Origin of the sequence: Streptomyces sp. CB00316 (assembly GCF_001905595.1) — a bacterium.
Classification (GTDB): Bacteria; Actinomycetota; Actinomycetes; order Streptomycetales; family Streptomycetaceae; genus Streptomyces.
Window position 1 is genome coordinate 468,948 of sequence record NZ_LIXI01000005.1, and the last position, 16,555, is coordinate 485,502.

General features: G+C 72.3%; 19 protein-coding genes. 7 read left to right on the forward strand and 12 right to left on the reverse strand.

Going from position 1 to position 16,555, the window contains the following annotated elements; all coding sequences use genetic code 11:
• The first annotated feature begins 36 nt into the window (after positions 1–36).
• Complete coding sequence (locus AMK21_RS16695; protein ID WP_073879184.1) at positions 37–546, forward strand: DUF1003 domain-containing protein; 510 nt, start codon at positions 37–39, stop codon at positions 544–546.
• Between the two features lie 43 nt (positions 547–589).
• Positions 590–1,723 carry an Mrp/NBP35 family ATP-binding protein gene (locus tag AMK21_RS16700; RefSeq protein WP_073878618.1) on the forward strand — a complete coding sequence of 378 codons (1,134 nt, stop codon included), beginning with the start codon at positions 590–592 and terminating at the stop codon, positions 1,721–1,723.
• A gap of 60 nt (positions 1,724–1,783) precedes the next feature.
• Here the strand turns inward: AMK21_RS16700 and AMK21_RS16705 are convergent, their stop codons facing one another.
• From AMK21_RS16705 to sigE, 5 genes are all read right to left on the reverse strand, one after another.
• The gene (locus tag AMK21_RS16705; protein WP_073878620.1) at positions 1,784–2,449 is read right to left on the reverse strand and encodes a hypothetical protein; all 666 of its coding nucleotides are present in this window, start codon (positions 2,447–2,449) and stop codon (positions 1,784–1,786) included.
• A gap of 126 nt (positions 2,450–2,575) precedes the next feature.
• Positions 2,576–3,073 (reverse strand): sec-independent translocase, encoded by a 498-nt coding sequence (locus tag AMK21_RS16710; protein ID WP_073878622.1) that lies wholly within the window; start codon positions 3,071–3,073, stop codon positions 2,576–2,578.
• Positions 3,074–3,198: 125 nt separating this feature from the next.
• Positions 3,199–4,794, reverse strand: a complete 1,596-nt coding sequence (locus tag AMK21_RS16715) for a S1C family serine protease (protein ID WP_073878623.1) — start codon at positions 4,792–4,794, stop codon at positions 3,199–3,201.
• A 144-nt stretch (positions 4,795–4,938) separates the two neighbouring features.
• Entirely contained in the window at positions 4,939–6,006 is a 1,068-nt protein-coding gene (locus tag AMK21_RS16720; protein ID WP_073878625.1) for an anti-sigma factor family protein, read from the reverse strand.
• Positions 6,003–6,761 carry an RNA polymerase sigma factor SigE gene (sigE, locus tag AMK21_RS16725; RefSeq protein WP_179115456.1) on the reverse strand — a complete coding sequence of 253 codons (759 nt, stop codon included), beginning with the start codon at positions 6,759–6,761 and terminating at the stop codon, positions 6,003–6,005. Before sigE ends, AMK21_RS16720 begins: the two co-directional genes overlap by 4 nt.
• Positions 6,762–6,939: 178 nt before the next feature.
• On the opposite strand from sigE, the gene AMK21_RS16730 reads away from it, so the two are divergent.
• Positions 6,940–7,605 carry an O-methyltransferase gene (locus AMK21_RS16730; protein ID WP_073878627.1) on the forward strand — a complete coding sequence of 222 codons (666 nt, stop codon included), beginning with the start codon at positions 6,940–6,942 and terminating at the stop codon, positions 7,603–7,605.
• A gap of 89 nt (positions 7,606–7,694) precedes the next feature.
• Here AMK21_RS16730 and AMK21_RS16735 read toward each other — a convergent pair whose 3' ends face one another.
• The gene (locus tag AMK21_RS16735; RefSeq protein WP_003966491.1) at positions 7,695–7,862 is read right to left on the reverse strand and encodes a DUF3117 domain-containing protein; all 168 of its coding nucleotides are present in this window, start codon (positions 7,860–7,862) and stop codon (positions 7,695–7,697) included.
• A 317-nt stretch (positions 7,863–8,179) separates the two neighbouring features.
• Between AMK21_RS16735 and AMK21_RS16740 the strand changes: the two genes are divergently transcribed.
• Positions 8,180–8,992: an enoyl-CoA hydratase/isomerase family protein gene (locus AMK21_RS16740; RefSeq protein ID WP_073878629.1), complete on the forward strand. Its 813-nt coding sequence runs from the start codon at positions 8,180–8,182 to the stop codon at positions 8,990–8,992.
• 4 nt (positions 8,993–8,996) lie between these two features.
• Here the strand turns inward: AMK21_RS16740 and AMK21_RS16745 are convergent, their stop codons facing one another.
• Together AMK21_RS16745 and AMK21_RS16750 are read right to left on the reverse strand one after the other, a co-directional pair.
• Positions 8,997–9,593, reverse strand: coding sequence for a DNA-3-methyladenine glycosylase I (locus AMK21_RS16745; protein ID WP_073878631.1), 597 nt, complete (start codon positions 9,591–9,593; stop codon positions 8,997–8,999).
• On the reverse strand, positions 9,590–10,045 hold the full coding sequence (locus AMK21_RS16750) for a cell division protein DivIVA (RefSeq protein WP_073878633.1): 456 nt from the start codon (positions 10,043–10,045) through the stop codon (positions 9,590–9,592). Before AMK21_RS16750 ends, AMK21_RS16745 begins: the two co-directional genes overlap by 4 nt.
• A 65-nt stretch (positions 10,046–10,110) precedes the next feature.
• Between AMK21_RS16750 and folP the strand changes: the two genes are divergently transcribed.
• On the forward strand, positions 10,111–10,983 hold the full coding sequence (folP, locus tag AMK21_RS16755; protein ID WP_073878635.1) for a dihydropteroate synthase: 873 nt from the start codon (positions 10,111–10,113) through the stop codon (positions 10,981–10,983).
• A 77-nt stretch (positions 10,984–11,060) separates the two neighbouring features.
• Here folP and AMK21_RS16760 read toward each other — a convergent pair whose 3' ends face one another.
• Together AMK21_RS16760 and dapE are read right to left on the reverse strand one after the other, a co-directional pair.
• Positions 11,061–11,846, reverse strand: a complete 786-nt coding sequence (locus AMK21_RS16760) for a TIGR00730 family Rossman fold protein (protein ID WP_073878637.1) — start codon at positions 11,844–11,846, stop codon at positions 11,061–11,063.
• A gap of 137 nt (positions 11,847–11,983) precedes the next feature.
• A complete protein-coding gene (gene dapE, locus AMK21_RS16765) occupies positions 11,984–13,063 on the reverse strand; it encodes a succinyl-diaminopimelate desuccinylase (protein ID WP_073878639.1) in 1,080 nt (359 codons plus the stop codon).
• Between the two features lie 131 nt (positions 13,064–13,194).
• Here dapE and AMK21_RS16770 point away from each other — a divergent pair, with 131 nt between their 5' ends.
• Both AMK21_RS16770 and AMK21_RS16775 read left to right on the forward strand, forming a co-directional pair.
• Positions 13,195–14,118 carry a hypothetical protein gene (locus tag AMK21_RS16770; RefSeq protein WP_199863213.1) on the forward strand — a complete coding sequence of 308 codons (924 nt, stop codon included), beginning with the start codon at positions 13,195–13,197 and terminating at the stop codon, positions 14,116–14,118.
• A 288-nt stretch (positions 14,119–14,406) separates the two neighbouring features.
• A complete protein-coding gene (locus AMK21_RS16775; RefSeq protein WP_073878641.1) occupies positions 14,407–14,844 on the forward strand; it encodes an ATP-binding protein in 438 nt (145 codons plus the stop codon).
• A 78-nt stretch (positions 14,845–14,922) separates the two neighbouring features.
• Here AMK21_RS16775 and dapC read toward each other — a convergent pair whose 3' ends face one another.
• Together dapC and fdxA are read right to left on the reverse strand one after the other, a co-directional pair.
• A complete protein-coding gene (gene dapC, locus AMK21_RS16780) occupies positions 14,923–16,017 on the reverse strand; it encodes a succinyldiaminopimelate transaminase (protein ID WP_073878643.1) in 1,095 nt (364 codons plus the stop codon).
• A 142-nt stretch (positions 16,018–16,159) separates the two neighbouring features.
• Positions 16,160–16,480, reverse strand: coding sequence for a ferredoxin (gene fdxA / locus AMK21_RS16785; protein ID WP_018956287.1), 321 nt, complete (start codon positions 16,478–16,480; stop codon positions 16,160–16,162).
• Between the last annotated feature and the right edge of the window lie 75 nt (positions 16,481–16,555).

The following is a 16,555-nucleotide window of genomic DNA, read 5'->3' on the forward strand; positions in this document are numbered from 1 at the left end:
CGGACGAAGGCCGCCTCCACGGGCGCCTCGGGCCTGATGCGCCCGCCGCGTACCCGGCTCGACCAGCCGAAGTCGCCGCGGCGGCGGCTGCTGCCGGAGTACGACCCGGAGGCGTTCGGCCGGTTCTCCGAGCGGATCGCCCGGTTCCTGGGGACCGGACGGTTCATCGTCTGGATGACGCTGATCATCATCGTCTGGGTGCTGTGGAACATCTACGCGCCCAAGGATCTGCGCTGGGACGAGTACCCGTTCATCTTCCTGACCCTGATGCTCTCGCTCCAGGCCTCGTACGCGGCCCCGCTGATCCTGCTGGCCCAGAACCGGCAGGACGACCGGGACCGGGTCACCCACGAGCAGGACCGCAAGCAGAACGAGCGCTCCATCGCCGACACCGAGTACCTCAGCCGGGAGATCGCGGCGCTGCGGATGGGCCTGGGCGAGGTCGCCACCCGGGACTGGATCCGCTCGGAACTGCAGGACGTGGTGAGGGACATGGAGGACCGCCGGATCCTCCTCACGTCCGAGAGTGACGAAGGCGACCGCTGACGGGCTACCCGCCCGTAGGGCCCGGCGCCGTAACATCGTCGGTATGGCTACGGAAGACGCGGTGCTTGAAGCACTGGCGACAGTGAACGACCCGGAGATCCACCGCCCGATCACCGAGCTGGGCATGGTGAAATCGGTCGAGATCGATCCTGACGGTGTAGTCGCTGTCACGGTGTATCTCACGGTCTCCGGCTGTCCTATGCGCGAGACGATCACCAGGAACGTGACGGAGGCGGTCTCCCGTGTGGAGGGTGTCTCCCGCGTGGAGGTCACCCTCGACGTCATGAGCGACGAGCAGCGCAAGGAGCTGGCGAGCTCGCTGCGCGGCGGCACCGCCGAGCGGGAGGTGCCCTTCGCCAAGCCCGGCTCGCTGACCCGCGTGTACGCGGTCGCCTCCGGCAAGGGCGGCGTCGGCAAGTCCTCGGTGACGGTGAACCTCGCGGCGGCGATGGCGGCCGACGGCCTGAAGGTGGGCGTCGTGGACGCGGACATCTACGGGCACAGCGTGCCCCGGATGCTCGGCGCGGACGGCAAGCCCACCCAGGTCGAGAACATGATCATGCCGCCGTCCGCGCACGGCGTGAAGGTCATCTCCATCGGCATGTTCACCCCGGGCAACGCGCCCGTGGTGTGGCGCGGCCCGATGCTGCACCGGGCGCTCCAGCAGTTCCTCGCCGATGTGTACTGGGGCGACCTGGACGTCCTGCTCCTGGACCTGCCGCCGGGCACCGGTGACATCGCGATCTCCGTGGCGCAGCTCGTGCCGAACGCGGAAATCCTGGTCGTCACGACCCCGCAGCAGGCGGCGGCCGAGGTGGCCGAGCGGGCCGGTTCCATCGCCGTACAGACCCATCAGAAGATCGTCGGCGTCGTGGAGAACATGTCGGGCATGCCGTGTCCGCACTGCGACGAGATGGTCGACGTCTTCGGCTCGGGCGGCGGCGCCCGGGTCGCCGAGGGCCTGACCCGGACGGTCGGCGCCGAGGTGCCCGTGCTGGGCTCGATCCCGATCGACGTACGGCTGCGCGAGGGCGGCGACGAGGGCAAGCCGGTGGTCCTGTCGGACCCGGACTCCCCGGCCGGCAAGGCGCTGCGCTCGATCGCGGAGAAGCTGGGGGGCCGCCAGCGCGGCCTGTCGGGCATGTCGCTGGGGATCACCCCGCGCAACAAGTTCTGACCCCTTCGTCCTCAAGCGCCGGACGGGCTGGTTCCGCCAGCCCGTCCGCACGCCTCGGGCTCACTCGTACGTGGTGATGTCCTTGATCACCGCGAACCCCAGCCCGTACGCGCTCATCCCCCGCCCGTACGCCCCGATGTGCACGCCCTCGTGCGCGGACCCGGCCAGCACCCAGCCGAACTCGGACTCCCGGTAGTGGAACTCCACCGGGACCCCGTCCACCGGCAGGGAGAGCGTCGACCAGGGCGCGGAGCCGAGGTCGTCGGCGAGGGTGAACGCCGTCTCGGTCTGCTGGTCGAGCCAGTCGTCGCGCAGGGTGTGGTCCATCAGCGGCGGCCACGTGTACGCCAGCAGGCCCGAGCCGGCCAGCCAGGCGGCCGAGGAGACCGTGGTGGCGTCCAGGACCCCTGTGCCGTCACCGCTGCGTCTGACGGGGCTGGCGGCGACCGTGATGACGGCCGCGAACCGTTCCTTCTCGGCGGCGGAGCCGTCCGTCTTCACCGAGGGCTCGTCGCCGTGCCCGGTGGAGCCGTGCTGCACGGTGCCGTCCGCCGCCGTGCCGACCTGCATCAGCCAGCGCGGCCCTGTGAAGGCCTCGTCCAGCCCGTACCAGGGGAAAGAGGCCTCCAGGTAGCCGTCGACGGTACGCCGCCGGGCCGCCGGTACCTCCTGCGCCGTGACCGTGCCAGGGGCACCGTCCGTATCCACCCGACTCGTCGTCTCCATCTGAGCGGCCGCCTCCTCGATCAGTCCTGATCCGGAGCGGCCCGCCCCCCGCGGGCATGGGCGTCCTCGCAACCGGACAGATGGAGAATAGCCATACCGTCCGGACGAGTCGGGATTGACCTGGCGTCAGGTGGCGTCCGCGTCGAAGGGCGGACGCTCGGGCTGCGCCTGCTGCGGGGTCTTCTTCAGCAGGTCAGGGGTGGTGTCGCCGGTCTTGGTGAGGCTGGGCGAGGTGGCGGTGCCCGATGCCCCCGCCGACCCGTTCGCCGCACTGTCGGCGGAATCGGGCGCCGGCGTGCGCCCGTTGACCGCGTCGGTGACGTCGGCGATCTCCTTGCGCAGATCGAAGCTCTCGCGGATCTCCTTCAGCCCCAGGTCGTCGTTGCCGTCCATCAGCTGCTTGCGGACGAACGTCTTGGGGTTGAGGTCCTCGAACTCGAAGTCCTTGAACTGCGGGCCGAGCTCCGTACGGATGTCTTCCTTGGCGCTGTCCGAGAACTCACGGATCTTGCGGATGGTGCGCGTGACGTCCTGGATGAGCTTGGGCAGCTTCTCGGGGCCGAAGACCAGCACGGCCAGCACCCCGAGCGTCAGCAGCTCCAGTGCGCCTATGTCATTGAACACCTAGCTGCTCCTCGTGTTCTCCGCCTGGTCCCGGCTTCTCCGCCCGTCCCGGCCAGGTGGGACGGGTGCCCGGACCCGTCAACGGTACCTGGCCGACCTGTCCGGGCGGTACCTTGCCGTGTCGCTCACGTGCCGCTCGCCGAGCCGAGCGTCAACGTGACGGACAGCTCCTTGCCACCTCGGGTCAGCCGCAGTTCCAGCCGGTCGCCAGGACGGTGGGCGCGGATCTTCACGATCAGCTCCTCCCCGCTGTGCACACGCTGGCCCTGGACCTCGGTGATCACGTCGCCGGACCTGATACCCGCCTTGGCGGCCGGGCCGCCCTTGGTGACGGCGGGGCCGTCCTCGGGGCCCTTCTCGCCGACCTTGGCGCCGTCGCCGGTGAACTTCATGTCGAGCGTGACGCCGATCACGGGGTGGGTGGCCCGGCCCGTGTTGATCAGCTCCTCGGCGACGCGCTTGCCCTGGTTGATCGGTATCGCGAAGCCGAGGCCGATGGAGCCGGACTGGCCGCCGCGCTCGGTCCCCTTGCCGTTGTCGGCGGCGCGGATGGCGCTGTTGATCCCGATGACGCGGGCCTGGGTGTCGACCAGCGGGCCGCCGGAGTTGCCGGGGTTGATCGGGGCGTCGGTCTGGAGGGCGTCGACGTAGCTGATGTCGCTGCCGTCGCCCTTCTCGCCGCCCGCGGTGATCGGGCGCTGCTTGGCGCTGATGATGCCGGAGGTGACCGTGTTGGACAGGTCGAAGGGGGCGCCGATGGCCACCACCGGGTCGCCCACCCGGACGTTGTCCGAGTTGCCGAGCGGCAGGGGCTTGAGGCCGGAGACCCCTCGGACCCGGACGACGGCGAGGTCGTAGCCGCTGTCCCCTCCGACGAGTTCGGCGGCGGCCGTCTCACCGCTGCTGAACGTCACGGTGATGTCGCCGCTGGATCCGGCCGGGGCGACGACGTGGTTGTTGGTGAGGATGTGGCCCCGGCCGTCGAGGACGAAGCCGGTGCCGGTGCCGGACTCGGCGGTCCCGCTGACGTGCAGCGTGACCACGCTGGGCAGGGCGCTGGCGGCGATGCCCGCGACGCTCTCGGGGGCACGGTCGCCGTTGTCAGCGCTCGCCTGGGGCAGCTCGACGGTGGTCAGGCCGCCGGTGCGCTCGACGTACGCCCCGACGCCGCCGCCGATGCCGCTGGCGACCAGGGCCAGCAGCAGCATTCCGGCGAAGGCGCCGCCGCGGCGGTTCCTCCGGCGGCCCGGCTCGGTGCCGGCCGGCGGTCCGACCTGGGTCAACGGCTGCCCCGGCGCGCCCCAGGGGTCGTACTGGAGCCGCTGCGAGGGTACGGGGGTGGCCTGCGGGGGCACCGGGGACGGCTGCGGCGGCAGGGGCGCGGCGTGCGGGGGTACGGGGGTTCCGTGGGCCGGGGTCGGCCGCTGGACCGGTGGCGCGGGCGCCCACGGTCCGGGGCCCCCGTAGGGCGGGGTGCTGTACGCGTCGGGCTCGTGCAGCGGCGGCCCGGACGGGCGGGAGAGGCGCGGCTCCTGGCCGGCTGGGGGCGCGGGGCTGTGCGCGGGCGCGGCGGTATCGGTCGGGCCGGGGCTGTCGGGCCGCGCCGACGGGGCGTCGCCCTCGCCGCCGTCCCGGCTCTCCGGCTCGTCGCGGCCGGGCCGCCCCGTCGCGGGGCGGCTCCACCACTTCGCCTGCGGCCCGGTGGGCCTACCGTCGTCCATGATCTCCCCGCAACTGGCCTCTGCACGCCCCACAGAGGCGTCCCTCCCCGGATTCAACCAGGTTTGCGAATCCCCGCGCAGGGGTCCCGTCGTGGTTCGGCCAGGGCCCCGTCCGGGTCCGGCCGGGGATCGGCCTGCTTCCCGTCAGCGCCGGGGGGAGAGCGGGCTCGACAGGTCGTTGGTCGGCGCGGGCTGCCCCGGCCCCGAGGACACCGGCGGGGTGAGCGCCTTCGTCGTCGAGCCGCTGCCCAGCACGGCCGCGAGCAGCGGCGTGGAGCCACCGGCCGGACGTATCAGCGGCGGCACGGACACGTTCAGCACGGGAGACGTGAAGGGGTGTCCGCCCAGCGCCGAGGTGGAGAACAGCGGCGGGGCCGTCGTCTGCGGCCGCGGGGACAGAGGCGGCTTCACCGTGGGAGCGGCGGATGCCGGGGATGGGGTGAGCGTGGGCGAGGGCCGGTGCGCGCCGGTCAAGGACACATCGGCCGCCGACCGGTTGACGGCCAGGCGGTCACCGCCCACCGACTGGGCGCCGCCGCGGCGGCTGACCGCCGCTTCGGAGCCCCCGGCGCGGGTCGCCGCGTCGAGCGGCGTCACGCTGTTGCCACTGCCCTCGGCGCGCAGGAGCGGCTCCGGGCCGGAGTCCAGCGGCAGGGTGCCGCCGAGCGCGATGGCCGCCAGGGAGACGGCGCCGGCCGCGGCGAAGGCGAAGCGCCTGCCGCGCCACGGCGAGCGCTCGGCGTCCCGGGCCATCTCGTGGATGCGGAAGGCGGAGCGGGAGCCGCCGGGGAGGACCGCGGCGGAGCCGTGGGCCGCGGGGAAGTACCCGAAGTCGTCCAGCGGGGAGGGGGATGCGGCGGAGTCCCGGCGGGTGGAGCCGGACGACCCCGGCGGCGGGAAGAACTCGTCGGCGAACGGCCCACCGGAGCCGAACGGCCTCCCGGCACCGGTGTCGTCGCCGCCAGGACCCCCGGGAAGGCCCTGCAGGCGGGCCAGGAACCCCTCGGAGGGCGAGGGTGCGGCGGACATGGCGAAGGCGCTCTTGAGGCGGCGCTGGGCGTCGGCCTCGACCTTGCACCGGGCGCAGGTCGCCAGGTGGGCCAGCACCCGCTCGCGGGCGTCGTGATTCAGCTCGCCGTCGACCAGCGCGGCGAGCCGGTCCCCCAGATGCGCTTCGGCGGGGGTGGGACCGGTCGGACCTGTGCCGCTCACGCCGTTCCGCCCTCCCCTGCCAGGACCGCGTCCGCCAGGGAGCGCTGCTCGGCGCGGGCTTCGGGCGAACGGTGCTTGAGCGCCTTGCGCAGGTGCGAGCGGCCGCGGTGGATGCGGCTGCGCACGGTACCGAGCTTCACGCCCAGGGTGGCGGCGATCTCCTCGTAGCTGAGGCCCTCGATGTCGCAGAGGACGACGGCGGCGCGGAACTCGGGCGCGAGGGTGTCCAGCGCCTGCTGCACGTCGGCGTCGAAGTGGGTGTCGTTGAAGACCTGCTGCGGGGACGGCTCGCGGCTGGGCAGCCGCTCGGCCGCGTCGTCGCCGAGCGAGTCGAAGCGGATCCGCTGCTTGCGCCGGACCATGTCCAGGAAGAGATTGGTGGTGATGCGGTGCAGCCAGCCCTCGAACGTGCCGGGCGTGTACGTCGACAGCGAGCGGAAGACTCTGACGAAGACCTCCTGCGTGAGGTCCTCGGCGTCGTGCTGGTTACCCGTCAGCCGGTAGGCAAGGCGGTACACGCGACCGCTGTGCGTGCTGACGATCTCTTCCCATGAGGGCGGGGTCCACGCCTGGTCCGCATCGGAGGCGAAGGTCGCGGTCGGTGCGGAGTTTTCGGAAGAACGGTCAGCAATGTTGGTCACGGATTTCGGCTCACCGGCCGACCTGAGAAGGCGCCGCAGCACCCCGCCCCGATCCACAGGCGCAGCCGCACCTCCCCTATCGGCTCTGGTGGTGTCCAGTGGAGCCCCTACCATAGCCACCTCGCCCGTTAGCTCCGGATAAGCCTCTTTCCCTGCTGGGGCCGGGGTTCACCCGGGACTTCGCACACGCTCACCGGTCCGATCCGCGGGCCGGGGGGCTGCGCTTTCCCCACTCCTTGCACAACGCCCGGTCCCATCTGCGGGTTCCCGGGTCCAGCGGATACAGTCACCGTTGCGCCAACTACGGGGACAGGAGAGGGTCATTACCGCCAACCGGCAGACGAGCTGGGCGTTCGCCGACGCCTTTGTCGCCGAGGACGAAGCCCTGCACCGGGCCCGGGAACGGGCCCGTGAGCTGGGGCTCCGCTCGGTGTCACCGGGCACCGGCGCCGCGCTGCGCCTGCTGGCCGGCGCCGCGGATGCCAAAGCGGTGGCGGAAATCGGCACGGGCACGGGCGTGTCCGGCATCTATCTGCTGCACGGGATGCGCCCCGACGGCGTGCTGACCACGGTGGACCCGGAGCCCGAGCGCCAGCAGTTCGCCCGCGAGGCGTTCCGCGAGGCGGGCTTCGCCCCCAACCGGTCCCGCTTCATCCCCGGCCGCGCGCTGGACGTGCTGCCCCGGCTCGCGGACGGCGGTTACGACCTCGTCTTCTGCGACGGCGACCGGCTGGAGAGCCTCGACTGCCTCGCTGAATCGTTGCGCCTGCTGCGCCCCGGCGGGCTGGTCTGCTTCGAGGGCGTCTTCGCCGACGGCCGCACCGTCGACTCCGCCGCGCAGCCCGCCGAGGTGCTGCGGCTGCGGGAGCTGCTGCGTGCGGTGCGCGAGAGCCAGGAGCTGATGCCGACGCTGCTGCCGGTCGGCGACGGGCTCCTCTGCGCGGTCCGGCGCGGCTGAGACCGTACCCGCAGCGACGCCTGTGAACGCACCACTGCCCGGTACGGAGATCCGTTCCGGGCAGTGGTGAAGGTGATGGGCGTTCCGCGTCAGCCGACGACCTTCTTCAGCGCGTCGCCGAGGGCATCGGCCTCGTCCGGAGTCAGCTCGACAACAAGCCGACCGCCGCCTTCGAGCGGAACGCGCATGACGATGCCCCGCCCCTCCTTTGTCACCTCGAGCGGGCCGTCGCCCGTCCGCGGCTTCATGGCCGCCATGCTCGTTCCCCTTCCTGAAACCAGCTCATCGCAACCGGCGGCCCCATGACAGGCGCTGCCTCACCGGCATCGAACACATTGCTTCTTCGCCATTATCCCGCATCAGGGACCCCGATGACCAACATCGCTCTGCATCGCTTACGCAACGCGCTCCCCCAAAACCCCCCAATTCGGCGATCCGGCTGCGATACTGCGCCGCCCCGGGCCGCCAGGTGAGAGCCAATTGTTAGACGCAGGTCACATCTACGCCCCGCGCCGCGTCGGCCATGCTTGCCTCCAGTGGCAACGATGCCCGAGCAGTGAGGGGATGGACAGCAATGGCCGACGAGCAGGCGAACACCGTGCTGTACGACGTCAGCGAGGGTCTCGCGACGATCACGATCAACCGACCCGAGGCGATGAACGCCATGAACACCGCGGCGAAGGTCGCCCTCCGGGACTCCCTGCGGGCGGCGGCCGCGGACCCCGCCGTACGGGCGGTTCTGCTCACGGCCACCGGGCGCGCCTTCTGCGTCGGTCAGGACCTCAAGGAGCATGTCGCCACGCTGACGGCGACCCGCGCGTCGGGCAGCGGGAACGCGCTGAGCACGGTGCAGGAGCACTACAACCCGATCGTGCGGGCCATCACGGAGATGGCCAAGCCCGTCGTCGCCGGGGTGAACGGCGTCGCGGCAGGGGCCGGGTTCGGTTTCGCGCTGGCGGCCGACTACCGGGTGGTCGCCGAGACGGCCTCGTTCAACACCTCGTTCGCGGGCGTCGCCCTGACCGCCGACTCGGGCGTCTCCTGGACGCTGCCGCGGCTGATCGGGCCGAGCCGCGCCGCCGATCTGCTGTTCTTCCCGCGCTCGATCTCCGCCCAGGACGCCCTGGAGCTGGGCCTGGTCAACCGTGTGGTCCCGGCGGACGAGCTGGCCGAGGAGGCCGCGGCGGTGGCCCGGGCGCTGGCCGACGGTCCCACGGTGGCGTACGCCGCGCTGAAGGAGTCCATGGCGTACGGCGCCGGGCACACGCTCGCCGAGACGCTGGAGAAGGAGGACGAACTCCAGACCCGGGCGGGCGCGTCGCAGGACCACACCATCGCGGTGGAGGCGTTCCTGGCGAAGGAGAAGCCGGTCTACCTGGGGAAGTAGCCGCTCACCCGGCGGGGGAGCCGCCGCCCCGGGCCACGCAGTCCGCGAGGTGGTCGTCGACGAGGCCGCACGCCTGCATCAGGGCGTAGGCGGTGGTCGGGCCGACGAAGCGGATCGAGCGCTTCTTCAGGTCCTTGGCGAGGGCGGTGGACTCCGGGGTGACGGCGGGGACGTCGCCCAGCCCGCGCGGGGCGGGCCGGCCGGCCGGGTCGGGGGCGTAGGACCAGATCAGCTCGTCCAGCTCCCCGGCCGGCCAGTCGGCGAGCACCCGGGCGTTGGCGAGGGTGGCGTCGACCTTGGCCCGGTTGCGGATGATGCCGGGGTCGGCCAGGAGCCGCTCCCGGTCCGCGTCGGTGAACTTCGCGACCTCCACGATCCGGAACCCGGCGAAGGCCGTACGGAAGGTCTCGCGGCGGCGCAGGATCGTCAGCCAGGAGAGCCCGGACTGGAACGCCTCCAGGCAGAGCCGCTCGAAGAGGGCGTCGTCCCCGTGGACCGGGCGGCCCCACTCGGTGTCGTGGTAGGCGAGGTAGTCCTCGGTGGACAGGCCCCAGGGGCAGCGCAGCCCGCCGTCGGGGGCCGGCACGGCTCCGCCGCTCATCGTCCGTCGTCCTCGCCGCGGGCCGGTCCGCCGGTCTGCCGGTCGCCGGGCCCGGCCGGCCGGTCCCCCGGCTGCTCGAAGAGGTCGGCCCCGGTCGTCACCGCGGACGCCTGCGCCCCGGCCAGGGCGGACTCCAGCTCCGCGATCCGGGCGTCCCGCTCGGCCAGCTCCGCGCCGAGCCTGGACAGCGCCTCGTCGACGTCCGCCATCCGGTACCCGCGGGCGGCCATCGGCAGCCGCAGCGCCTCGACGTCCGCCCGGCCGACCGGGCGGGTCGTGGGCAGGGGGTCGGTGAACCGCTGGGGCTCCACGTCCTGGAGCACGGCGCTCCCGCCACCGCCGACCACCGCGAGGGTGACCGCCGTGACGACCACGACCATCGTGAGCAGCAAGAACCAGAACACGCGCATCTCCCCGGTGGCGGAAACCTCGACCGGCTCCGATGGTGCCATGCGGCACGGACAGTCAGGGCAGGGACGTTAGGGTCGCAGGCGGGCTATCGAGGAGGAATCACGGGATGCGAAGCGGTGCACTCAGGCTGGGGCGGCGGGAGTTCGGTCCGCACGAGCCGGTGATCATGGCGATCGTGAACCGGACCCCGGACTCCTTCTACGACCAGGGCGCCACCTTCCAGGACGAGCCGGCGCTCGCCCGGGTCGAGCGGGCGGTGGCCGAGGGCGCCGCGATCATCGACATCGGCGGGGTGAAGGCCGGCCCCGGCGAGGAGGTGAGCGCCGAGGAGGAGGCGCGCCGCACGGTCGGGTTCGTCGCCGAGGTCCGCCGCCGCCACCCGGATGTGGTGATCAGCGTGGACACCTGGCGGCACGACGTGGGCGAGGCGGTCTGCGAGGCCGGGGCGGACGTCCTGAACGATGCGTGGGGCGGGGTCGACCCGAAGCTGGCGGAGGTCGCCGCGCGGTACGGGGCGGGGCTCGTGTGCACGCACGCGGGGGGCGCGGAGCCGCGGACGCGGCCGCACCGGATCGCGTACGACGACGTCATGGCGGACATCCTGCGCGTGACGGTGGGGCTTGCGGAGCGGGCGGTTCAGCTCGGGGTGCGGGCGGACGGAATCATGATCGACCCGGGTCACGACTTCGGTAAGAACACGCGGCACTCTCTTGAGGCGACGCGTCGTCTTGAGGAGATGTCGGAGACGGGGTGGCCGGTGCTGGTTTCCCTCTCCAACAAGGATTTCGTGGGCGAGACGCTGGACCGGCCGGTGAAGGAGCGGGTGATCGGGACGCTGGCCACGACCGCGGTGTCGGCGTGGCTGGGGGCGCGGGTGTACCGGGTGCACGAGGTGGCGGAGACGCGGCAGGTCCTGGACATGGTGGCGTCGATCGCCGGGCACCGGCCTCCGGCGGTGGCGCGGCGGGGGCTGGCGTAGGGAAGGTGGGGCGGCATCCGGAGCCGCCCCACCCCGACAGCTGGAAAGATGTCCTCAAACGCCGGACGGGCCGGAGATCACCGCCCGACCTCCTTCGTCACCAGTGTCACCGCTTCGTCCACGTCGTCCGTCACGTGGAACAGCAGCAAATCCTTCTCCGAGGCCTTGCCGCCGGCGACCACCGTTTCGCGGAGCCAGTCGACCAGGCCGCCCCAGTAGGCCGTGCCGAAGAGGACGATCGGGAAGCGGGTGACCTTGCCGGTCTGGACGAGGGTCAGCGCCTCGAAGAGTTCGTCCAGGGTGCCGAGGCCACCGGGCAGGACCACGAAGCCCTGGGCGTACTTCACGAACATCGTCTTGCGGACGAAGAAGTAGCGGAAGTTGACGCCGATGTCGACGTGCGGGTTCAGCCCCGACTCGAAGGGCAGCTCGATGCCGAGGCCGACCGAGACGCCGTTCGCCTCCCTGGCCCCCTTGTTGGCGGCCTCCATCGCGCCGGGGCCGCCGCCGGTGATCACCGCGAAGCCCGCGTCGACCAGCGCCTTGCCGATCCGGACCCCGGCCTCGTACTCCGCCGATCCGGCCGGGGTGCGGGCCGAGCCGAAGACGCTGATCGCGCTCGGCAGCTCCGCGAGGGCGCCGAAGCCCTCGACGAACTCCGACTGGATGCGCATCACCCGCCACGGGTCGGTATGCACCCACTCGGAGTCGCCCTCGGAGTCCAGCAGCCGCTGATCGGTCGTGCCGGGCTGGACCTGCTCCCTGCGGCGCAGTACCGGGCCCAGCCACTGTTCCTCGGGGGCCACCGCGCCCTCCGGGACCTCCGCACCTTCAGGGATCCGTGCGTCCTCGGCGTTGCCCATGTTCCGCTCCCTCCACCGACCTGCGTCGTGCCTGGGTCGGGCTGTGTCGTGCTGCGTCCGGCCAGCGTAGATCGGCGGAGGTTACGTAGGGGGGAATGCCGTGCGTCGGGCGTCCAGCCGATCAGGCCGTCAGGCGGTCAGGCGGTCAGCCAGGAGCGGAGGCGGTCCTCGCAGTGGGTGATCCTCTCGACCACCACGTGCTCGTCGCGCTTGTGGGCGTAGATCGGGTCGCCGGGGCCGTAGTTCACCGCGGGGACGCCGAGGCCGCCGAAGCGGGAGACGTCCGTCCAGCCGAACTTGGGCCGGGCCGTGCCGCCGACCGCCTCCATGAACGCCTTCGCGGCGGGGTGGGAGAGGCCGGGCATGGCCGCGCCGGAGTGGTCGTCGATGACGATCTCGGCGACCCCGCAGTCCGCGAAGACCTCGCGGACGTGGGCGATGGCCTCCTCCTCGGTGCGGTCGGGGGCGTAGCGGTAGTTGACGACGACGGTGCAGGCGTCCGGGATGACGTTGGTGGCGACGCCGCCCTCGATGCCGACCGCGTTGAGCCCCTCGTGGTATTCGAGGCCGTCGATGACCGGGCGGCGGGGCTCGTACGCGGCGAGCTTCGCCAGGATCGGAGCGGCGGCGTGGACGGCGTTGGACCCCATCCAACTGCGCGCGGAGTGCGCCCGCTCCCCTGCTGTACGCAGGTGGACCCGCAGCGTGCCCTGGCAGCCGCCCTCCACCTCGCCGTCGGAGGGCTCCAGGAGGACGGCGAAGTCTCCGGCGAGCCAGTCGGGGTGGGCGGTGGCGATGTGGCCGAGGCCGTTGAGGTCTGCGGCGACCTCTTCGTTGTCGTAGAAGATGAAGGTCAGGTCGCGGTTGGGCTCGGGGACCGTCGCGGCGATCCGGAGCTGGACGGCGACGCCGGCCTTCATGTCGGTGGTCCCGCAGCCCCAGAGGACGCCGTCCGCGTCGAGGCGGGAGGGGACGTTGCCGGCGATCGGCACGGTGTCGATGTGCCCGGCGAGGACGACACGCTCGGCGCGGCCGAGGTTCGTGCGGGCGACGACGTTGTTGCCGTGGCGGTCGACGGTCAGATGGGGCAGGCCGCGCAGCGCTGTCTCGATCGCGTCGGCGAGTGCCTTCTCCTCCCCGCTGACCGAGGGGATGTCGACGAGCCGGGCGGTGAGCGCCGGGCCGTCCAGGGTCAGGTCAAGCGTGCTGTCGGACATGGCCACGACCCTAGAGGACGGGCGCAGGGGCAGGGTCACGCCCCCTGGAGGACCGGGGTGCCACGCCCGGTCACCGCCCTGGCGGACAGAGGTATCGGCCCCCGGCCGTACCCTCCAGTACGGTGGGGCCCGTGCCCCGGACAGCCAGCCCCGCCCGCCGTCGCCGCAGCCGCCTCCTCCGCTACGCGGCCGCCTTCGCCGTGCTCGCCGCGCTGGGCGGTTATCTGGCCGTTCAGTACGACTCCTCCACCACCGAGTCCGCGCCGCGCTGTGTGGTCCGGGCCGCCGACGGGGACCACACCTACGAGATGAGCCTGCACCAGGCGGCGAACGCGGCGACGATCTCCGCCGTGGGGACCACCCGCGGGATGCCGGAGCGGGCGGTGACCATCGCGATCGCGACGGCGATCCAGGAGTCCACGCTCCGCAACATCGACTACGGGGACCGGGACTCGGTGGGCCTGTTCCAGCAGCGGCCCTCGCAGGGCTGGGGCACCGTGGCGGAGATCATGGACCCGGTCTACTCGGCCGGGGAGTTCTACGACCACCTCGCCGAGGTCCCGGGGTACTCGCGGCTCCCGCTGACCGTGGCGGCGCAGCGCGTGCAGCGCAGCGGCTTCCCTCAGGCGTACGCGAAGCACGAGCCGGACGCCGCGCTGCTGGCCGCCGCGCTGACCGGGCGCGAGCCCGCCTCGCTGAACTGCACGCCGCCGAAGCGGACCGCTGAGAGCCCGGGGGACGCGGCGCAGGTGCGGGCCGAGCTGATCCGCACCTTCGGCAAGGACGTCCTGCCCGCCACGAAGGCGGCGGGCGCGTCGGCCGCCGCCACCGTCTCGGTGCCCGTACCGGCGACGGCGCGGGCGAAGGCGGAGGGCCGCGCGCCGCAGCGCGGCTGGGAGCTGGCGCACTGGGCGGTGGCGCACTCCGAGGCGCTGCTGATCGAGCGCGTGAGCTATGCCGACCGGGTCTGGGAAGCCGGTTCCGGCTGGCGGACGGAACGTACGAAGGACAAGGAACCGGACACGACGGCCGTCGGAATCCGGGTCGCTCGGTAGTTCGGCCCGTCACCCGTACGGACCCTTGAGCCTGCCGCTCAGGGGCTTCCGGGCCATCTCTTCGGCAGTCCGTTCATCCCGCACCGATTCCCTTGCCGCCCAAGGGAAGTGACGGTTCACCAACCGGATTCGGAATGGATCGTTTGCCCGGATTCCTCCACTGCGGATTATCGGACGCATTACTCACTCTTTACCTTTGCTCGCCGCAACTTTCCCTCCCCTCGGCCCTGTTGTCAGTGCGTCCGGCTCACCGGACCGAATCACTGACCATCCCGTCGAAGGAGCACCATGTCCCTCCCCCTGACCCGTCGGATCGCTCGTACCGCGCTGCTGATCGCCGCGGGTGCGGCCCCCGTGGTCGGTGCGGCCGGCGCCGCAGGTGCCGCAGAGCTCCCGCAGACCCCGGACCTCGGCGGTCTGACCGCGCTGGACGGTGCCGGTCTCGGCAACACCGTGGACAGCGCCGCCCAGCAGGGCACCCAGGCCACCGGTGACACCGGCGGCCGTCTCGTCGGCACCGCCCTTCCGGCCGCGGGCAGGACCGTGGGCCAGACCGCCAAGGTGGCCGCCCCGGCCGTCCAGGACACCGCCGGCCAGACCGCGGGCAGCGCGGGCGAGGCCGTCGGCGGCGTCGGCGGTGCCGCCGGTGGCGGCCTGCCGACCGACGCGCTCGCGGGTGGCCTGCCCACCGGTGGCCTGCCGCTGGGCGGTCTGCCGATCGGCTGACCCACCGCCGTACGCCATGCACGCGAGAGGGCCCGGGGAGTGCGCGCACTCCTCGGGCCCTCTCGTACGTTCGGTACCTCAGGACAGGCGCTTGACCGCCGCCGCCACCCGCTCGTCGGTCGCGGTGAACGCCACCCGGACGAAGCGCTCGCCCGCCGGGCCGTAGAACTCGCCGGGCGCCACCAGGATGCCCAGCTGGGCGAGGTACGCCACGGTCTCCCAGCACGGCTCGTCGCGGGTCGCCCAGAGGTAGAGGCTCGCCTCGCTGTGCTCGATGCGGAAGCCGTGCGCCTCCAGGGCGGCGCGCAGGGCCAGGCGGCGGTCCGCGTACCGGGCACGCTGCTCGGCCACGTGCACGTCGTCACCGAGGGCGGCGACGGCGGCGGCCTGGACGGGGGCGGGAGTCATCATCCCGCCGTGCTTGCGGATCAGCAGCAGCTCACCGAGGACGGCCGCGTCGCCCGCGATGAAGGCGGCGCGGTAGCCGGCCAGGTTGGAGCGCTTGGAGAGCGAGTGGACCGCCACGATGCCGTCGTAGTGACCGCCGCAGACGTCCGGGTGGAGCACCGAGACCGGCTCGGCGTCCCAGCCCAGCTCCAGGTAGCACTCGTCGCTGAAGACCAGCACGCCGTGCTCGCGCGCCCAGGCGACGATCCGGGTCAGCTCGTCCTTCGCCAGCACCTTCCCGGTCGGGTTGGAGGGCGAGTTGAGCCACAGGAGCTTCAGCCCGGCCGGGTCCAGCTCGGTCGGGTCGTCGTAGACGACGGGCTCCGCGCCGCAGAGCCGGGCGCCGACCTCGTACGTCGGGTAGGCGAGCCGCGGGTAGGCGACCTCGTCGCCCGGGCCGAGCCCGAGCTGTGTCGGCAGCCAGGCCACCAGTTCCTTGGAGCCGACGACCGGCAGCACGTTGGCGTGGGTCACCCCGACCGCGCCGAGGCGCCCCTCCACCCAGCCGGTGAGCGCGTCGCGCAGGGCCTCGGTCCCCCACACCGTCGGATAGCCGGGGCTGTCGGCGGCGGCGGTGAGCGCCCGCCGGATCACCTCGGGCACCGGGTCGACCGGCGTACCGACGGAGAGGTCCACGATGCCGTCCGGGTGGGCCTGGGCCGTCGTCTTGTACGGCGTGAGCCTGTCCCAGGGGAAGACCGGGAGGCGGGAGGAGACTGCGGACACGGGGCTCTGCTTTCTCGGGTTCTCAGGCCGTTCCCGGCCGTCTCGGGTTGCTCGGGCCGTTCCGGCCGTACGGGGAAACACCGCGGTCCCGCACGGTGACAAGCCGTACGGGACCGGGCCGCGCACGTGGTGCCGCTGCCGCCTACTGGTTCTGCGGCGGGAGTGCGGCGATGAACGCGTGGTCGCGCTCGATGAGACCGAGCTTCGAAGCACCACCGGGGGAGCCGAGGTCGTCGAAGAACTCGACGTTCGCCTTGTAGTAGTCCTTCCACTCCTCCGGAGTGTCGTCCTCGTAGAAGATGGCCTCGACCGGGCAGACCGGCTCACAGGCTCCGCAGTCGACGCATTCGTCCGGGTGGATGTACAAGGATCGCTGGCCCTCGTAGATGCAGTCGACGGGGCACTCTTCGATGCAGGCCTTGTCCTTCACGTCGACACAAGGCTGCGCGATGACGTAGGTCACGCTGTCGTTCCTCCTCGGTAGGGCGTTGGCTCTCGCGCGGGAGCGCGGCGTCGTCGATGCCCGCCCCTAGTATCT